The sequence below is a fragment of the Thermodesulfovibrionales bacterium genome (genome assembly GCA_026417875.1).
GTDB lineage: Bacteria > Nitrospirota > Thermodesulfovibrionia > Thermodesulfovibrionales > CALJEL01 > CALJEL01.
Genome location: JAOACK010000037.1, coordinates 1 through 18,690, shown reverse-complemented (window position 1 = coordinate 18,690; position 18,690 = coordinate 1). Strand labels below are relative to the sequence as shown.

At 40.3% G+C, this 18,690-nt stretch carries 18 protein-coding genes; 3 read left to right on the top strand and 15 right to left on the bottom strand.

Going from position 1 to position 18,690, the window contains the following annotated elements:
• The 6 genes from N2257_07420 to phnD form a co-directional block, all read right to left on the bottom strand.
• Positions 1 to 1,656: MtrB/PioB family outer membrane beta-barrel protein (locus N2257_07420; protein MCX7794213.1), on the bottom strand; the 1,656-nt coding region annotated here is incomplete at its 3' end.
• Positions 1,653 to 2,651: a DmsE family decaheme c-type cytochrome gene (locus tag N2257_07415; protein MCX7794212.1), complete on the bottom strand. Its 999-nt coding sequence runs from the start codon at positions 2,649 to 2,651 to the stop codon at positions 1,653 to 1,655. The genes N2257_07415 and N2257_07420, both read right to left, overlap by 4 nt.
• 159 nt (positions 2,652 to 2,810) lie before the next feature.
• Positions 2,811 to 4,193 (bottom strand): hypothetical protein, encoded by a 1,383-nt coding sequence (locus N2257_07410; GenBank protein ID MCX7794211.1) that lies wholly within the window; start codon positions 4,191 to 4,193, stop codon positions 2,811 to 2,813.
• Between the two features lie 60 nt (positions 4,194 to 4,253).
• Positions 4,254 to 6,251 carry a methyl-accepting chemotaxis protein gene (locus N2257_07405; GenBank protein ID MCX7794210.1) on the bottom strand — a complete coding sequence of 666 codons (1,998 nt, stop codon included), beginning with the start codon at positions 6,249 to 6,251 and terminating at the stop codon, positions 4,254 to 4,256.
• Between the two features lie 12 nt (positions 6,252 to 6,263).
• Positions 6,264 to 7,145 (bottom strand): phosphate ABC transporter substrate-binding protein, encoded by an 882-nt coding sequence (locus N2257_07400; protein ID MCX7794209.1) that lies wholly within the window; start codon positions 7,143 to 7,145, stop codon positions 6,264 to 6,266.
• A gap of 106 nt (positions 7,146 to 7,251) precedes the next feature.
• Entirely contained in the window at positions 7,252 to 8,118 is an 867-nt protein-coding gene (phnD, locus tag N2257_07395) for a phosphate/phosphite/phosphonate ABC transporter substrate-binding protein (GenBank protein ID MCX7794208.1), read from the bottom strand.
• A gap of 226 nt (positions 8,119 to 8,344) precedes the next feature.
• On the opposite strand from phnD, the gene dapA reads away from it, so the two are divergent.
• Positions 8,345 to 9,220 carry a 4-hydroxy-tetrahydrodipicolinate synthase gene (dapA, locus tag N2257_07390; protein ID MCX7794207.1) on the top strand — a complete coding sequence of 292 codons (876 nt, stop codon included), beginning with the start codon at positions 8,345 to 8,347 and terminating at the stop codon, positions 9,218 to 9,220.
• Here the strand turns inward: dapA and metG are convergent.
• From metG to N2257_07355, 7 genes are read right to left on the bottom strand one after another with little or no spacing between them, the layout of a single operon-like run.
• Positions 9,205 to 10,734, bottom strand: a complete 1,530-nt coding sequence (gene metG / locus N2257_07385; protein MCX7794206.1) for a methionine--tRNA ligase — start codon at positions 10,732 to 10,734, stop codon at positions 9,205 to 9,207. The genes dapA and metG overlap by 16 nt on opposite strands.
• The gene (locus N2257_07380) at positions 10,731 to 11,420 is read right to left on the bottom strand and encodes a hypothetical protein (GenBank protein MCX7794205.1); all 690 of its coding nucleotides are present in this window, start codon (positions 11,418 to 11,420) and stop codon (positions 10,731 to 10,733) included. The genes metG and N2257_07380 overlap by 4 nt, the downstream gene beginning before the upstream one ends.
• Positions 11,421 to 11,468: 48 nt before the next feature.
• Positions 11,469 to 12,398 carry a DNA polymerase III subunit delta' gene (gene holB, locus N2257_07375; GenBank protein MCX7794204.1) on the bottom strand — a complete coding sequence of 310 codons (930 nt, stop codon included), beginning with the start codon at positions 12,396 to 12,398 and terminating at the stop codon, positions 11,469 to 11,471.
• A 44-nt stretch (positions 12,399 to 12,442) separates the two neighbouring features.
• On the bottom strand, positions 12,443 to 13,069 hold the full coding sequence (gene tmk, locus N2257_07370) for a dTMP kinase (GenBank protein ID MCX7794203.1): 627 nt from the start codon (positions 13,067 to 13,069) through the stop codon (positions 12,443 to 12,445).
• Positions 13,069 to 14,067 (bottom strand): hypothetical protein, encoded by a 999-nt coding sequence (locus N2257_07365; GenBank protein ID MCX7794202.1) that lies wholly within the window; start codon positions 14,065 to 14,067, stop codon positions 13,069 to 13,071. The genes tmk and N2257_07365 overlap by 1 nt, the downstream gene beginning before the upstream one ends.
• A gap of 4 nt (positions 14,068 to 14,071) precedes the next feature.
• The gene (locus tag N2257_07360; protein MCX7794201.1) at positions 14,072 to 14,479 is read right to left on the bottom strand and encodes a cytidine deaminase; all 408 of its coding nucleotides are present in this window, start codon (positions 14,477 to 14,479) and stop codon (positions 14,072 to 14,074) included.
• 1 nt (position 14,480) lies between these two features.
• A complete protein-coding gene (locus N2257_07355) occupies positions 14,481 to 15,167 on the bottom strand; it encodes a tetratricopeptide repeat protein (protein ID MCX7794200.1) in 687 nt (228 codons plus the stop codon).
• A gap of 290 nt (positions 15,168 to 15,457) precedes the next feature.
• On the opposite strand from N2257_07355, the gene N2257_07350 reads away from it, so the two are divergent.
• On the top strand, positions 15,458 to 15,829 hold the full coding sequence (locus N2257_07350; protein ID MCX7794199.1) for a response regulator: 372 nt from the start codon (positions 15,458 to 15,460) through the stop codon (positions 15,827 to 15,829).
• Between the two features lie 39 nt (positions 15,830 to 15,868).
• On the opposite strand, the gene N2257_07345 is transcribed toward N2257_07350, so the two are convergent.
• Positions 15,869 to 16,771, bottom strand: a complete 903-nt coding sequence (locus N2257_07345) for a CopD family protein (GenBank protein ID MCX7794198.1) — start codon at positions 16,769 to 16,771, stop codon at positions 15,869 to 15,871.
• A gap of 81 nt (positions 16,772 to 16,852) precedes the next feature.
• Complete coding sequence (locus N2257_07340) at positions 16,853 to 18,091, bottom strand: hypothetical protein (protein ID MCX7794197.1); 1,239 nt, start codon at positions 18,089 to 18,091, stop codon at positions 16,853 to 16,855.
• A gap of 171 nt (positions 18,092 to 18,262) precedes the next feature.
• Between N2257_07340 and N2257_07335 the strand changes: the two genes are divergently transcribed.
• Positions 18,263 to 18,547, top strand: a complete 285-nt coding sequence (locus N2257_07335; GenBank protein MCX7794196.1) for a GYD domain-containing protein — start codon at positions 18,263 to 18,265, stop codon at positions 18,545 to 18,547.
• Positions 18,548 to 18,690 lie beyond the last annotated feature (143 nt).

The window sequence follows — 18,690 nt, the reverse complement described above, 5'->3', positions numbered from 1 at the left end:
CTTCGGAATATAATTGAAATTCAGGCCATAGATGAGCGCACCATCCCTGTAAAGAACATCTGAGTCAACATAATAATCAGGAGGGGAACTAATACTGTCATAGATGATAGTCTGTCTTGTTCTGTTACGAAGAAAGGCAAAATTTGGTGTAACTGTGAGATCATTTATCAGAAGGAATGTAAGACTTCCGAAAATCTTTTCTCTCCTGACTTTTCTATCACCTATCCTTATGTTGATACTGTTATCTGTAAAATTAATCTCTTCTCTCTTCTGCGAGGTGAGAGCATACATTAAAAGCCCGTTTATCCTTTTTGTTGGGCTCCAGTTAACGGAGAGCCTTATCTCATCAGAGGTATCAGGTTCATTATTATAGGCTGGTGAATCTATATTCTGGCGAATGTATTTTGCTTTTAGCTCAATGTTGTTAACCGGTCTGACATGTGTGGTAAATGATAAGGTATTCTTAACTGTTTCAGAAGAAATTTTCCACTTATCAGCATTACTTCTTTCAATCTTTTCCCCTGCATATTCAGCATACAATGTCAGTCCTTTGATCATCCTGTATCTTATTGTACCTGTTATCGTGTCAGATACAGAATCTATTGATGGCTTTACAGAAATTGTTGAGGAGTAGGCGCTGTAACCCAGATAATTAACAGGTATATAATCTGGATTATCGCTCTCCGCTTTCCTGTGTCTGTATCTAAGAAAAACTGTAAAGACAGGATCAGGCATGTAAGTAAAGTCTCCTGCTGCTACAAAATAATCTGATTTTGCACTGCTTACTTCATTCTCTTTTTCTGTTCTGGAAAGCGTTGCTGATGCTACGATCTGACCTGTATAGGAAGTATGAATCTTGAATGTAGTCGTTGAGCCCTTCAGCTCCGGTATGAGATTGTGTGGATAAATATTTCCACCGTATGAATTTTCAAAAAACCTGTCACCCTTGACATCAACTCTTCTTTCAGACCTCGATAGTTCAATCTCTACAGGACCGAGATGGCTATTGGTGCCAATATTAATGGCCTGGCTATACCAGTCCAGATCCCTGTGCATGGACACCCTGTTCAATGGTAGATAACTGGAAAGGAACCTCTGCTGCATTGAGCCTTCACTTCTTACAACATGGGCATCTGCAAAAATATGGAAGGGATAGTCCGGTGTCTTAAGCCTGAGATATAAATTCGATATATTATTTGAGATTTCATATTCCTTACCTTTATCTCTCTGCTCTACAGTATACTGAGGTGATGGTCCTGCATCAATGAGGGTTTTGTTATCAAGATTATGATAGATTCCTCTTGTCAATACTCTCAAAAGGGCAATATCTTTATAGGCATATCGGATATCTCCAAAATAATCTTTTTTATTTAGGGCTTCAAATTCAAGGTGGACCCTGTGAGGAAAAGGGAATGCCTTTAAGAAAAATCCTCCGCTAACGGATGAATGAGGATAATAAAATTCTCCTGCCCTTTTTGAACCCTTTCGTTCAAGAAAAGAATAACCAGCTTTTATATTGATTTCAGGACTTATGACAGGAAATTCATATACATATAAGGGTTCTTCATAACTGTTTTCTTCAGCTACCTCCCCGTAAACAGAAGAGGAGAGTAAAAATAGACAGAGCAAGGATATTCTTTTAATTTTCCCTATCACTGCACAAATCTCCCCTTTCCACTCTGAGACGGTATATCCGTTCCGTGAATCCTCACATGGCAATCAGTGCATCTTCCATAGAAGGTAACCTTCCTTTCAAGGTCCGAACCTGACAAAACTCTGTGACCTTCGTGACACTGAAGGCAGAGAAAGGGTTCTTTTGCCTGGAGAAGATTATTATTGACAGAGCCATGAGGAACGTGGCAATTAAGGCAGTTATCCATGAGGTCCGCATGTTCATAGACAAAAGGACCCTCTTTGTCTGCATGGCACTGCGTGCATAATTCCCTGGTGTCCCTCCTGAGAAGCTTGTAAGGCACATCTCCATGAGAGTTATGACAGTCAGTACAGAATATCTTCATCTCATGAACCGGATGATGACTGGGAAGAGAAAACTCAGCTCTGATATTGATGTGACATTTATAACACATCTGGGCTGTCTCCTTTGGACTCACAATAAGGTCCGGACCGGCATGTATTCTGTGACAATCAGAGCAGGAGACATCATTTATGGCATGCTGAGAGGCATTCCATTTATGGAGATTAAAGGTGGCATTGGCAGTATGGCACTTCAGGCATATAAGGGAGAGTGCAGGCGGTGGAAGTTTTTTAAAATCTATCAATGTCTCATATTTGCATTTTGTATCTATACCTTTCTTTTTATCCTCCTCAACCTTTTCTGGTGTAATGCCCTCAATTGCCAGGCTACCAGGTCCGTGACAGGATTCGCAGTCAACTATTGGCATGCCTGATTTCCTTGAGAGCTGAGCACCCATTGTACTTGCCTCAAAATCCCTTCTTATCTTGTCATGGCTATGGCAGGCCGAAAGACATCTTTCTGTTCCAACATACTGGGCATCTATACGACCTGCTATTAATTTCTCATACTCTTTTAAAGGAATAATAGGCCTTGATGCCTTAAGGGCCTCACACCCGGTAAAGATTAAGGAAAATAATAAAATGGTCAGCAACAATCTTTTATAGGTTGATCGCATATTATTCCTCAAAATTTTTTAAGTTTAACTGTTCACAATAATAAACAGTCTTACCGTACAGATCGCTGTACAGCCTTTTATGTATATTCATAGCTTAGACCCGTGACAACTCCTCTTTTACCGAATATATAGTAAAACTTATGCTCTATTCTATCTTAATTAATTGTATACCATTGCATCTCTATCATTTCTTGATGGTCTCGGAATAGGTGGTGTTATTCCAAGGGCAATACATGAGTCATAGAGAATTTGAGCTGCGTACGGGAAGTTGTGAACATGGGCACCAGGTTCCCTGTTGACAAAATGGAGATTAAAGGCAGCTATAAGCTCACTTTCCTTCCAATCTGTAACCCAATAATTTATGTCAGAACCCTGTAAATCTGGATCATTTGTAGTGAAAAAATAAGGTTCTTTTTTGGGGTTATAATAAATACCACGGCCTGATAGTTCCGTAATAATTTTATTTTTTAATTGTTCAAGAATTTCCTTTCTTCCATAGACATTAAAATCGGAAATCCCTGGATGGCACTGTTTGCAAAGATCTAAATGTTTTTTATTTCTATGTTCAAGGTTAAAGGTATGACCACCAAGATCCTCAGAACCTGAGTCTGCCATATGGCAGCCAGTACAGGAAAGCACCTGATGCTGGAATATACCTGATGAGTACTTACCTGAAAAGTTTTTACCCAGCATGAAGCCTTTAAATTCAAACCCCTTTAGGCTGAAAAGCATAGCTCCTGCTAAATAATGATGAGGGCTCAAAAATACCTGTTCATTGATTGTATGATCATTATCATCATAGGGATCCGCTCCTTTATACGTAATAGCTTTATAAAGACTCCATCCGCTTTCTCTTGCCTGATGGCATGTAATACATGTGGCTGAGGGTCCTGCACCTTTTATTACCGCATCATAAACAATAGTATTTCCTGAACCGCTAACAAGTCTTACATCACCTGACTTTCTCAGCCTTTTATTATCCTTTGACGGATAACCCTGAGCATCGTGGCAGGAATTGCATGTAAGATGATGAGCTGCTATGTCAGTGGATGGTGCATTCCAGTCTGGATATATTGAATTACTTGTATCCACATAACTTGCATAACCTATACCTGAATGGCAACGAAGACAGAAACCCTGTGAGGGAGAACTAAAGTCTAATGTAAAGGCCTTTTTTGTTATATCTGAATGGTCTGACCTAAAAAACTGTCTTTCTATTTTCATATCAGTGTTATGATAATCATGGCAGGATGCATAGCAGGCATTCGTGCCTGTTTTTAATACATAGCCCATTCCTTCTGGAGACCAGAAATTATTGTCCGCATTCCTATCAAGATTTTCAAAGTCGAGGACATATCCTTCAATTGGTGCAGAAGCCGGATTATCATAATGGGTATCTTCAATATCCGTTCCATGACATTTGAGACATTCTGAAGAGGATGCCTGTGAGGGAAAACCTCTCTCCTTATACTCCTCACCTCCCCCGCAGGCAGAAAGAATTGTAAAAATAAATAAATTTATAATTAACCAATTTCTGAACATTGGTTAATTATAAAATACTGTATTCTCATTTATAAGTCAAGAATTTTTCTATAAATTCTCTTATCCTATCCTGAACCTTTCCATTTCTCTGACAAGGGATTTTGTGAGCTCATCAAGGCTCCTTACTGTTCTGTTCATCTCCTCTGCAAGTCTTACTGTCTCAAGAGAGACTTTCTTTATCTCCTCTGCTGCATGTACCATCTGGCGTGTCTTGTCCCTCTGCATTGCTGTAGCCTTTGCTATCTCTTCTGCCTGATGGGTTACATTCCCAACCGCCTCTCTTATCTGGTTGCTTCCCTTGCTCTGCTCTTCTGTTGCCTTTTTTACATGCTGGCTCAGTTCTCTTATCTTTTCCACTGTCTCTATTATGAGCCTGCTTCCCCTTGTCTGTTCCTTTGTTGCCCTTGAGATGTGTTCTATCTGTTCATTTATGTTCCTTATTGTTTCTGTTATCTGTTTTATTGCACCTGCCTGCTCTGCCATTGCCCTCTGTATAACTTTTGCCTTCTCTGTTGATTGCCTTGAGCTCTCACTTATTGTTCTTAAAGCCTCATTCATTGCTCCTACAAGCCTCACACCTTCTTCTACCTTCCTGAGCCCCCTCTCTACCATCTCCACCGATGCCTTTGTCTCCTCCTGTACTGCCTTTATTAGGCCTGCTATCTCCTTTGTTGATTGACCTGTCCTTTCTGCAAGTGCCTTTATCTGGTCTGCTACCACAGAGAACCCCTTTCCATGCTCCCCTGCCTGGGCTGCAAGTATGGCTGCATTAAGGGCAAGAAGGCTCGTCTGTCCTGCAACCTCATCTATTACATTTATTATCTTCCCTATCTCCTCTGAACGCCTTCCAAGCCTTCCTATCACCTCTGATAATGCTACCACTGATTCCCTTATACCATCTATACCCTTTATCGCCTCTTCTGCTGCCCTGATTCCCTTTGTCTCAGCCTCCATTGTAACCTTTTCTGCAAGCCTCGCTGATTCTGTTGCTGACTGCTCTACCTCTTTTAATGTCGTGTTTATCTCCGTTACTGTTGAGGCTGTCTCCTCTGTCGAGGCACTTACTGTCTCAAGACTCTCCGATATCTCTTTTATGGATGCCACAAGCTCCTCCACTGAAGAGGCTGCAGATGATGCCTCTAAGCTGAACTGCTGGGCACTCTCTGCTATCCTCTGGATTGCACTTGCCATTTCTGCTATTGCTGAGGATGCCTGTTCTGAGGAAGCTGCAAGGCTGTCTGCTCCCATGGCTACCTCTGATGCTGAGTTGTCTATTCCTTCTATTGACAGGGCAACCTCATCCAGATTTGTCTGTTGCTTCTGGGCTCCGCTAAGTACCTTCATTGCTGAAAGCCCTACCTCCTCTGAAATCTTTGAGCCCTTATCTGCAAGTGCCTTCGCTCCGCTGATTATCTCCCTAAGACTGACTGCCACCTGGTTTATTGCTCCAGCAAGGCTTCCTATCTCATCATTGCTCTTAATGTCTATCCTGGCTGAAAGGTCTCCTGAGGCGAGTTTTTCTGAAATCTCCTTCATTGAGAGGATAGGCTTTATAATTAACCCATTTGAAAGAAAATATATAAGGAGCGTCAGGAGACCTATACCTGCAACAGATACAGCTAATATGGTTATCTGAGCTCTCTTTAAAACATAGTCAACAGGCAATGTAGACATTCCTAACTTAACCTTTCCTATTTTGTCATTATTGAAAAGAATAGAGGCTTCAAATTCAATTATATTTTCATCTTTTCTCTTCTTCCTTTCAGCAGCGGCTATAACTTTATTCGTCCTGTCATAAATTTCAGCAATTATAATCCCGGGGTCATTTCTGGTAATATCATTAACATAATCCTCCAGGCGAGTAATGTCATAAACAAGCACCGGCTCTGTTGAGATATTTGCTATGAACTGAACCAGGTTCTGTCCTTTCTGTTTTATCTGTTCCAGCAATATACTTTTCTGCCGAGCTGTGAGGCTTACAATAATTGCCACAAAAACTAGAACCTGAGTTATAACTATTCCGGCAAGAAATTTATAAGTAAGCCTGCTAAGTGCCATGTTTCATATCTTTTAAAATGTTCCCGGCGCAATATTCGCTTCCTTCATGCGTTCATTATAAAGTTTCCATAAACCCATTCCTTCCTTAAGCGGAACTGTTCCTTCTCTTTTGATTATATTCTGTCCTTCATCACTTAGAACAAATGAAACAAAATCTAAAACTTCCTTTGGAGAATCGGGTCTGTATACGAGATAGAGGGGTCTGTACAGAGCATATTTACCGCTTACAATATTTTCATAAGTAGGCTCAATTTTTTCAATTGCGATAATCTTAACATCTCTCTTTTTAGCACTGCTGACACCTGTAAAGGCTATTGTCCATGGTTCTTTTTCTACAGCCCTTTCCATGGGACCAGAGGTTGGAAATAACTGAGCATCCGGAGTAAATTCCTGTTCAGGATTTTTAAATACCAGAGTCCTCGCCATCCTGCCCACACCTGAGATTTTTCCCTTTTCTACATCTAAAACCCTGATCTTCTGGTCAGGACCACCGACTTCTTTCCAGTTAGTTATTTTCCCTGAAAAAATATCCTTGACCTCTTGAAGTGTAAGAGACTTAACAGGATTTGATTTATGTGTTATAACCACGATGGCATCCCAGGCAACAGGTTGAAGCTTTACTCCCTTTTCTTCCTCTGTTAATAATTTGTGTCTGCAGGTACCTCCCATATCTGCCTTACCAGCAGCCACATCTCTGATTCCTCTGACTGCACCGGCTTCGGTTAACAGAACCTTTATACCTGTCTTTTTCTCATATTCCTTTGCTACAGCATTCATAAAAGAATGTAGAGATATATCGCATCCCACCCATTTAATTTCTGTAGCCTTCAGACCGGCTGGAAATGACAGAAAAGTAACCATTCCGATAACAAACAAAATTAGAATTTTTTTCATGTTAACCTCCTGTTTCATATTTACTTAAACATAAATTAAATTAGATCTTTTGTCAAGTATAAAGCAATGGATTTCTGAAAAATAAAAGAAGCCCTGTGGTCTGTAATTAATCATTTTTATTTTTCTGCTTCCTTAGCCAGTTCTCCATTTCCCTTACAGGATCATAATCACTATCCTTGGGAATGATAAATCTATCAATCATTATTGCGTCAAGCACCTTCCTGCCTTCAGGATCATTATGCATATTTAGTAATATGTTCTTAATTTTTTCCCTTAGTTCAGGATCAAAGTCCTTTGTAACAACAAGAGGTGGAAGGCCATAGGGTGGTGACTTCTCAATTATCTTTGTAAGGCTAGTATATACAGGATTCTTCTTTGAAGCATAATCATAGATAAGACTATTAACAGATGCTCCATCAACTAACTTCTTTGCCACAGCTTCTATAGATCTATCGTGAGAATTTGTGTAGATTATACGGGAAAAAAATTTTTCAGGAGTTGTATTAAATTTTTTTGCGATCATGAACGTAGGTACAAGCTGACCTGTATTTGATTTTGGATCGGTAAAAGCAAAACTCTTACCTCTCAGGTCACTCAGAGAATTTACGGGGCTGTCCTTATGGACTATTATATAGGCTTGATAAAAGGCTTTTCCATGGGACTGAGGTGCCACAAGGAGCTCCACTCCGAATTCTTCTTTATTCTTTATATAAGGACCAACACATATAAAAGCAATCTTAACCTTTCCTTTTCTTAGGAGATCATCCATCTCATCATAGGTTTCGCGCTGTATCATCTCCACAGGTTTTCCAGTCTTTTTGCCAATGTACTCAATTATACCGCTGTAGTATCTGACAGTTGCCTTCGGTGCCATCATTGCAGAGACACCGATCTTCAAGGTCTCCTCTCCATAAAAAAAAGATGGACCAAGAATAAAAAACAAAAATATAATTAAATATACCAACCGCCTCATACCACCTCCAGGACCAAAATTTTTCTAACATAAAGCTTACACCTTCTTTAAAGGTTTGTCAATTTTAAGTATTTCTTTATAAATCGGCAAAAAAATCGGAAAACTTAAAGTTGACAGTCTTTCTAATAATCTCTTAAACTATTGAGCGGGTCAGTTGATGAGCTCTTAGTTCAGAAAACCTTTTGAATTCAAGCCTGACCCTAGAATTTACTACAGGAGGTTTAACATGGAAATCAAAGGCTCAATAGTAGCAATAGTTACGCCTTTTAAAAATGGTAGGGTGGACGAAAAATCTTTAGGTGATCTTATTGAATGGCACATAAAGGAAGGAACTCACGGTATTGTTCCTTGCGGTACTACAGGAGAGTCAGCAACACTTGATTATGAGGAACACTACAGGGTAATAAAATTTACAGTTGAGGTGGTAAAAAAGAGGATACCTGTTATTGCAGGAACAGGTGCGAATTCAACAGATGAGACCATCATGATCACAAAGAAGGCAGAAGAATACGGTGCCGATGCTGCCCTTCTTGTAACACCTTATTACAACAAACCCACACAGGAAGGTCTCTACAGGCATTATAAAAAGGTTGCTGAATCTACAGGTCTTCCAATAGTTCTCTATAATGTGCCCGGAAGAACAGGAGTGAATCTCCTTCCCCAGACTGTACAGAGACTTGCTGAGATAAAAAATATTATCGGAATCAAGGAAGCCACAGGTGATATGAAACAGGTAAGCGAGCTCATAAGGCTCTGCGGTGAAAGGATAACCGTTATCTCAGGTGATGATTTTACCACCTTGCCTTTGCTGTGTCTTGGAGGTAAGGGTGCAATATCAGTTACTGCAAACGTGGCACCTAAGGATATGGCTGAACTCTGTAATGCATGGCTCAGGGGAGACATAAATGAAGCAAGAAGACTTCATTACAAACTTGAACCTCTCAATCAGGCAATGTTCCTTGAAACAAATCCGATACCGGTAAAGACTGCTCTTGCAATTATGGGTAAGATTTCAGAAGAATTCAGACTTCCGCTATGCGAAATGTCAGAGACAAATAAAGAGAAGCTGAAAAAGGTTATGAAGGACTACGGGTTAATCTGAATCCTGGGGAAAAGAGGTTCAATCTTTTTAATAGCAGTTCCAGGTTTTAGCCTTCCCCACTTTGCCTCTTCCTTGAGGTTAGGAGAAGGAGTAATTCCGAGTTGAGCAAGTAGCTTAGTAGATGCCTCAGGTATAAAGGCAAGAAGATAATAGCCTAAAAACCTCAAAGCTTCTGCAGAACTATAGAGAACGGTCTGGAGTCTTTTCTTTTTAGATGGGTCTTTTGCAAGTGCCCAGGGTTGGGATGAATCAATATATTTATTCACAGCAGAGACTATCTGCCATATCTCTTCAAGGGCTTTTTGAAAGGATAAATATCTCAGATTAAATTCTATTTTTCCCAGGGTCTCTTCTGCAATATCCTTTAACTCCCTCTCTGTCTCCACTGGCTCAGGGATTACTCCTTTAAAATACTTCAGTATCATGGAAAGGGTTCTCTGAAGAAGGTTACCGAGGTCATTTGCCAGATCGGTATTTATCCTCTGTATCATTGCATCCCTTGAAAAATCTCCATCAAGCCCGAAGGGGACTTCCCTCAGAATGAAATATCTAAACTGGTCAACACCAAATTCTTTTATAACTAAAGAGGGATCAATAACATTTCCAAGAGATTTTGACATCTTCCTTCCCTCAACTGTCCACCAGCCATGGGCAAAGATATTTCCAGGAAGTGGGAGCTCAAGTGCCATCAGCATGGTTGACCAGTAAACTGCATGGGTCATCAATATATCCTTGCCAATCAGATGATGGTCTGCAGGCCACCAATCTATGCCCTGCGGGGCAAGGTATCTTGTTGCAGAATAATAATTTACAAGAGCATCAAACCATACATAGGTTACATAATCGGTATCAAAGGGAAGTTCTATTCCCCAGCTCAGACGGGATTTCGGCCTTGATATGCAGAGGTCTCCTAGTGGTTGGTTTTTCAAAAAACCGAGCACCTCATTTTTTCTGGTCTCAGGAAGGATATAATAGGGATTGTCTTCTATATATCTCAACAGTTTTTCATGATATCTGCTCATTAAAAAAAAATAATTATCCTCAGATATATACTCCACAGGTCTTCCACAATCAGGACATTTTCCGTCAATAAGCTCTTTCTCTGTCCAGAACCTTTCATCTGGTACACAGTAGGCTCCAGTATATGTCCTCTTAACAATCTCTCCCTTTTTCCATAATCGATCAAGCAGTTCCTGAACAATTTTTATGTGCTCCTTATCAGTTGTTCTTATAAATGCATCATTTGATATATTCAGCTCTTTCCACAGTGTCTTAAAATTCACAACCATCTCATCAGCATGCTCCTTCGGCGAACGACCCTTTGCCCTTGCAGCCTGGTCAACCTTCTGTCCGTGTTCATCAGTACCTGTAAGGAAAAATACTCTCTTGCCCATGAGCCTCCAGAATCTTGCAAGAACATCAGCTGCAACTGTGGTATAGGCATGGCCTATATGGGGTATGTCATTTACATAATAAATGGGTGTTGTAACATAGAAAGTATCTGTTTTTTTCATTCCTTCTCCTCTATTACCATAAACTCTTCAGAGTCTTCCATGCCCTCTTCATATTCATAACTCAGACAGCACATAAGTCTTCCACAAAGACCTGATAGCTTACCTGGATTCAGGGCAAGTTCCTGTCTCTTTGCCATCTTTATAGATATGGGTGCAAAGGTAACGAGGAACGTCCTGCAGCATACCTCTTTCAATCCGCAGACACCAATACCTCCAAGCGCCTTTGCACCATCCCGTACACCTATCTGCCTCATTTCTATCCTTGTCTTGAATTTAGCAGCGAGATCCTTCACCAACTCCCTGAAGTCTATCCTTCCATCAGCAGTAAAATAGAATATTATCCTCTTTCTATCAAGGGTTGACTCAGTGCAAATGAGTTTCATAGGAAGGGCCCTGTGCCTTATCCTCTCCAGACAGAAATCATGAGCTTCCTTTTCAAGTTCCCTGTTTTTATCCCTCTGCTCAAGGTCTTCTGGCTGAGCAACCCTGATGATCTTTTTTATCGGCTGTTCTTTTTCAGATAATAACTCTGGATCAATATCCCTAGGTCCGAGGATAACCTTTCCGATGGATAAACCCATCTCAGTCTCAACCACCACGTCATCACCTTTTTTTATATCAAAACCTTCTGCATCAAAATTGTATATTTTCGAGCAAGGTTTAAATCTCACACCAACTATCTTCATTCTTTTCCTATCCTCCTGTTCCTTAAACTCAGCCTCTTCTCAAATAGTTCACTGATTGAGCACTCTCTTTATATAATTCCATGTTATCTTTACATTGAGATTAAACTGGATTAGTTCCCTGATCGAAAGTACCTTTCTATATCTTTCTATTATACCTTGAATGTCTGCTGCTCTCAAAGTTAGATTGGATCCTTTAGTTACAAGCTCTACCAGTCTGTTTCTCAGATAAAGAAGTACAATCTCTATAGCCTGTGTCATGTCTTCCCTTGTGAGATTTTCCTGTTTTTTACCTTCTGAAGGTACTCCTTCCAGTTCTTCTAAAAGTCTTTTAAAAAGTTTTATATATCCTTTAAATTGATCATCAAAAAGTATACCGGGCCTGCCCTCATAGAGAAATCTGAGGTCAGAATCCAGAGATTGGAGTTCGGGAAAGGATCTCTGTGTTTTCATAACCTCAATGGTCTCATTGATACTCAATGGTGAAAAGGGTATCCGAACACAGCGTGAACGGATTGTATCCGCTAAAGCCTCTGGTTTTTCAGTGATAAGTATGATAATAGCATCTCTTGGTGGCTCTTCGAGGGTTTTGAGAAAGGCGTTGGCAGCGCTTATATTAATTCTATCCGCTTCATCTATGAGCACCATCTTGAAAGGTGAATCATAGGGACTCATATTTAAAAATTCATTTAGTTCCCTGATGGTCTCAATTTTAATCTGGCCATTTTCCGGTTTTATAAGGCGGAGATCGGGGAAAGAGAAGGTATCTATTGAACGGCAGCTTCTACAGCTATCACAGCAATTAAAATCTTCATCCCTCTTTTTACAGATAAGGGTTTTAAGAAAGGTCTTTGCAGTAAATAGTTTACCTATACCTGGTTCGCCTGTGAAAAGAAAGGCGTGGGGCAGTCTGCCTGATCTGAGCAGACCCTTAAGTATCCTTACAGGTGTTTTCTGACCTATGATATCTCTAAAAGCCATACAGCATGGAATTTATATTAAATAATAGGCAGAAGCATAAAGCATTATCTTCTGTTATTCATAAAGGCTCTGATCTTCTCAAGAATCATCTCGTGGATTTCATCTATTGACCTTTCAGCAGGAATAACTGTAATTCTATCAGGTTCACTCCTCGCAATATCAAGATATCCCTTCCTTACTGCCTTATGAAATTCAATGGATTCTTTTTCAAGTCTGTCAAGTTCCCTTGAGGCATGCCTTTTAAGGCCAACTTCCGGTTCAATATCAAGAAGAAAGGTAATATCAGGTTTCAATCCCTGTCTTGATATCTGGTCAAGACTCTTTATGATTTCCATATTAATACCCCTTCCATAACCCTGGTATGCAAAGGTTGAGTCCATGAATCTGTCACATATTACGGTATATCCTTTTTTAAGTAAGGGTCTAATTTTTTCCATTACATGCTGGACCCTTGAGGCATTATAAAGAAAGAGTTCTGTAAGTGGATGAATGTCTTCATGGGTCCTGTCAAGAAGAAGAGATCTTATCTTGAGACCTATTTCTGTACCACCCGGTTCTTCTGTAAGAAGTACAGTTCTTCCTTCCTTCAATAAGTGCTCGTAAAGGAGTTTTGCCTGTGTGGTCTTTCCACAGCCCTCTATGCCTTCAAAGGTGATAAATAGACCTTGCATTAGAACTCCTCTTTTATCCTTAAAAGAAATTGAATTACCCTGTGGGTCTCCTCAGGTGTTCTTGAGCCCATTCCACAGGAAGGCGTAAGGAGCATCTGTTTTCTCATTAACTCCTCTGGAACAAATTTTGAAAGTGCTTCGATGTTTTCTAAAAATCTTCTTTTTATAGAGTCCAGGCTTTCCTTATTTATAGCCTCTGTTGTTGGCACAATCCCCCAGGCAAGATAACCACCTGCCTTTAAAAATTCCTTAAGCGCTTCCGCTCCTGCAAGTACGGAAGAAAAGTGCTCGTAGGCATCAAAGCTTAAAACCTTAACTCCCGTACGGATAACCATATTCCAGTCAGCACTTCCGCAGCAATGAATGCCAGGAATTGCACCTGCCTCTGATATGGAGTTTACAAGTTCCTGAATCAGTCTTTCCACATCTTCCTGAGCTATTGAAAGATAGGCACTTCCTCCAATTACTGAAAGCACGGGCTCATCTACAAAGAGAAGAATCCTTTCTGTCTGTGACTTCAACATCTCTATCTGCCACCGTGCCTTTGCTTTTAAGACCATAAGGGCTATTTCTCTTAACTCCTCATCAAAATAAAGGGGATTACCATCCCTTAGTTTTATGCCCAGTGTGAAGGTTATTGGACCTGTAATCTGTGCTTTAAGGACACTGTATTTACCTTTTCTGGTTTCCTTCAAAAATTCGTGTAGACCCTTTGCATAATCTTCAGATATTGCAAGGAGTGTTGAATCTGTATAACTCTCATAAAATCTCTGAAGCTCTTCCTCAGAATCCCTGTGAGCCCAGACAGTACCATCTTCATCAATCCTGATCTGGGGCATACCTTCTGTAAATTGAGCTATCATTCCTTCAAAAACAGATATTCTTGGCAGCTGAGGCCAGAAGGGAATATCAAAACTCCTGAGCACTAGTTTAACAGCCTCAGATGGATTCTGATGGGGAAGACTCCCTATGCCAGTTGAGGACCTGGAAATAAGCATTTTGTTAGATATCCTTTGATATCAAATCTGGCCTGAACGCCTCGGGAAGAAGCTCTGAAATGGAATATTTTTTTATGCCAGCTCTCCCATTTATATATATATCTATCTCGGGAGAAAACTCAAGGATAAACTGTCTGCAGGAACCGCAGGGAAGACAGTAATCACCCGTCCCGGAGGCAATGGCAATAGCCACTATCTGGTCCTCTCCTTCTGAAAGGGCTTTAAGAATTGCAAGTTTCTCTGCACAGAGGCTCATCATTAAAGAGGGATTCTCAAAATTTGAGCCCCTGTATATCCTTCCAGAAGTCCCGAGCACAGCCGCCCCAACCCTGAATCCCGAATATAGAGGTCTTGAAAATTTCAGTGCTGAAACGGCCTCATTTATAAGTTCAATGATCTTCTCAGCAATCAATCTAATACCTCAATATCTCAAGATAATCTCTCAGGTCTTCTGCTTCCTCATTCTTTGCATGGAGAAGTTTGTCCTCCATATCTTTAATTGCCTTTAACCTGTCACCCCTGTAAACAGGATCTCTCTTAAGGGCCTCATCCATATAGTAGGCAGCCTCTCCATACATTGCCTTTCTGTTATAACAGAGGCTCATACCGAGATAGGCTCTCATAAAATTCGGATTTCTCCTGAGTGCTTTATTAAAGGCATCTATTGCCTCATCGTATCTTTTTAACCGGTAATAAACAAAGCCAAGATTTGTTAAAGCTACTTCAGGAGTCTGGTAAAGAGGATTTTCTAATGCCTTCTTAAATTCTGATATTGCCTCATTCCATTTTTTTCTGGATGCGTACACAGTTCCAAGATTATTTCTTGCATCTGAGAATTTTTTATCAATAGAGATTGCCTTTTTAAAATGTCTTATTGAACTCTCATAATCCTCAAACTGAAAATAAAGCAGACCGAGAAGATTCAGAACCTCTTTATTGCCTGGATCAAGCTCCTTTGCCTTCTGCAGCTCCACAAAGGCTTTCTGGAGCTCGCCCTCCCTCATATAAGAAGCTCCCAGTTTGTAATAGAAATCAGCCTCTTTCTGAGCATGTTTTCCTCCACAGTTAGAAAGAAGTAACAGTGAGGTAAGACTACCCAAAAGGATCGTTACAACATACATTAGTATTTTAGAGTTAATGAAAATTATACTGTCATTAGATTGCATAGAGTATTTTACCACAGTGTCATAAGTGACTGCTCCTATAAAACAAGAGCAAATCAGGCACAAAACCTAATTAGAAAGATTAAAAATAGTGTGAAATAACGCTTTTTCATACAAAAATTTAACCCAATTGTTATGAAGATTGTAACAATCCTTTTTATAAGGCCTTAATTTTTAAATAAAATTTTGATGGGATAAATGGTATAATATTTGCTATTTCATAAAGTATGAAGCGGAGGGTTTTAATAGTAGACGATGAGCCTCTCATCAGACAGAGCCTTGCAAGGGCTATACGGTCTGGAAAGATAGAGGTAAAAGAGTGTTCTCTTGGTGCCGAAGCCATAGAGGAGATAAGCTTGAGACACTATGATTTATGTTTTATTGATGTAAACCTGCCTGATCTTAGCGGTATTGATCTGATGAAAAAGATAAAAGAGAAATCGCCTTTAACAAAGGTAGTTATGATAACAGCCTGCCTCCTTGATAACGAGACCGAAAACGAGATAGAGAAGTATTCCTATACCTTTATACCAAAGCCTTTTGATATATTCCAGATAAGGAAAGTGATAAAACTCGCCTTTGGAGAAAATGCTCTATAGTTTTAGAGTATAAAATCATTACTGTAAACTCATTCTTTTCTAATTCCCCCACCTCCAGAGGGCAATAATAAAGGTTATAAGAAACACAAGCACCAGATTCATATAGGCAAAAAAATAAAAGATTCTTACCGGTGCAGGCATTGCTATTCTGGTCTCAACTATCCTCCCCACCACAGGCATTCTCAATACATGTTCCTCTCCATGGGGAGCAGTTTTTAAGGCATCAGTAAGGTCATTACCTGCAAGATGTTTTCTTGCATGAGAGCCATCCTTCCAGAGCCTGCTTCCTGAGAGATCATAGACCTTACCTCTATAGGCAATGTATGCTGGCCTTCCCTCCTTTCCATCAAAATACTGAAGCTCCTCCAGTGTAAATTCCTCTTTTTTCTTTACAGGCTGAAGTAGCTTTCTTCTCAGCTGCGGTCCGATAAAGAATGTTACGATAAAAGCAGATATCACCATTAAAAGAAAGAGTGCTATTTTAATACTCAATAAAATTCCAAATCTTGTTGAAAAAAGGGCCTGCCACGAAGGAATTCTGGCAAAGCTGAGAAGCGTACCTGTAATGGCAAGGAGAATTATGGAAATCCATCCAAGAAGCAATTCTCCCCTTGGCAATCCCTTTGCTGCATATGCGGGTTTTAACAGGATATGGACATAAAGTATAGTTCCGAACCAGGCAATGGCAACAATGAGATGGATATAACCTATTATGAATCTCACTACTCTCTGTGTCTTTGTCATAGGGCGGTAAAGGCCTTTTAATTTTCTTTCTTCAAGAAATTTTTTTCCCTCTTCTGTTAGCTCTCCGCCCCCCATGGCATCCACATGGCAGTAAGCACAGCCAAGGCCTGTCTGTCTTGCATATTCTGTTGTGGCAATTAATTTGGAAGGGATAATTATCATGGCAAACAGGCATATAAAAATCAGATACCTTTTCATACAACCTCCAAAGACACATAAAAAAGGCGTATAGATGATTTTAGCATGAACCTCATCCATACGCCCTTTTAAAACCATAATTTACATCTTATGAGCCTTCTCCTGCCTCATCTTCTTGGCCTCATCCTTTATCTTCTGAAGTGTCTCCTTCATTGGTGCCCAGCCATACCAGTGCATATAGTCAGGATTCATATGAAAGGCTCCCTGAAAGGTCCTCATCCTGTATTCAAGAAACATTAGATAAAGGTCCTGCTCAACAGAGCTCTTTGCCTCATAAAACTGTAAAAGATCAGGTGCAAATGCCCAGTTTTCAGGCTTCCTGAGAATTCCTTCTGAATAAAGGGACATTACCTCCCTGATTGCCTCAGCAAAAAGTCTGTCAACATCCTTTATTACCTGATCTGCTGCGATGAGCTGCTGCCTTGCAAAGTTCTCGCTGTGACATCCTGCACATATTCTGACCATCTTTTCTCTTTCTTCCTGGAATTCCTCTTTTGAGAGTCTTGCAACCTTTGCTGCCTTTACAACCTCAAGTCTTGGAGTTGGATTTCCTTTATCATCAAGAACTCCAAGTGCCTGAAGTATGGTAATTCTGTCCCTGAGCCATTCCTGATCATCCTCTGGAAGCCTGAGGGCAAGGAATCCCCAAGCAGTCATTACCTTATGGTTTCCATTGCTCATATGACATGTCTGGCATGTAGGTGCCCTTTTTGAACCCTTGCCTTCAATCTGCCATATAGTACCATGCTTTGAGGTTGACCACATCTCCCACTGGGGATGGTCAAATCCCATGTGGCATGTCTGGCATGCCCTTGGATCCTGAGCCTCTGATTTGTTAAAAGAATGCCTTGTATGACAGGCATCACATTGCGCGTTTCCATAGCGATAGGTGTATTTTTCATCCTTTGGTTTTTCACCTATTTTATGACAACCAGAACAGCCCTTGTAACCTTCTCCAACAACAGCCTTTGGCTGGTGAGTCCACATGGGCATGGCACTTGCGGCAATCCATGCAAGATTATGCTTTCCTGTCCTGAATTGCTCAACCTGCTTTGGATGGCACTTTGCACAGGTCTCTGGAGTAGGGAGTTTTGCCTTTTCTGCATCATCCATACCTTTATGCTCTGTGCCATGGCATGTAGAGCAGTCAACCCCGGCTTTTGACATCTTTCCACTAATGTGCTGAGCCACTATTCCCGGAGTCACCTTTTTGTGGCAATCAATGCACTGTGACTTCTTCGCAGCCCAGAGCGGTGTTGCCAGACAGAAAACAGTAACTAAAACAAGAAGTCTGAACATAAAAACCTTTCTCTTACTCATATAAACACCTCCTTCAAGATTTTTAATTTAATAAGATTGTTGCCTAGAAAACAGATATCATTCCATGATATAAATCATAAAAAAGTTAATCTTTGACAACCCTTATTTTTTCTGCTATCTTTTAATTGAAGCTTTTTTGGCTTCAATAAATTCACAAGCAGGAGGTGTATCATGCCTTATTATGTAGTTTTAAGCAGATTAACAGATGAGGGAAGAAAGACCATTAAGGAAAGGCCTGGAAGGATATCTGAGGTTAATAAAGAGCTTGAAAAGATGGGTGTAAAGGTTCTGGAGCAGTATGCCGTACTTGGACCCTATGATTTCGTAAATATCATTGAAGCACCTGACAATAATACTGTGATGAAAATGTCTGTTGAAATAGGCTCAAGGGGTTCGGTTGAGCTTTTAAGTATGCCTGCACTTAAGGTTGAGAATTTTATAAATATGATGAAATAGAAAAGGCGGGCGTATGGCCCGCCCTCAAATTTTTTACCTACTTTATCTTAACCTCAGATGGTGCCTCTACAGGCTTTGGCCTCAGTGCCATGGAGACTGCCTCAATTACATAACCGAGGCTCGTTCCCAGTATGGCTCCTATA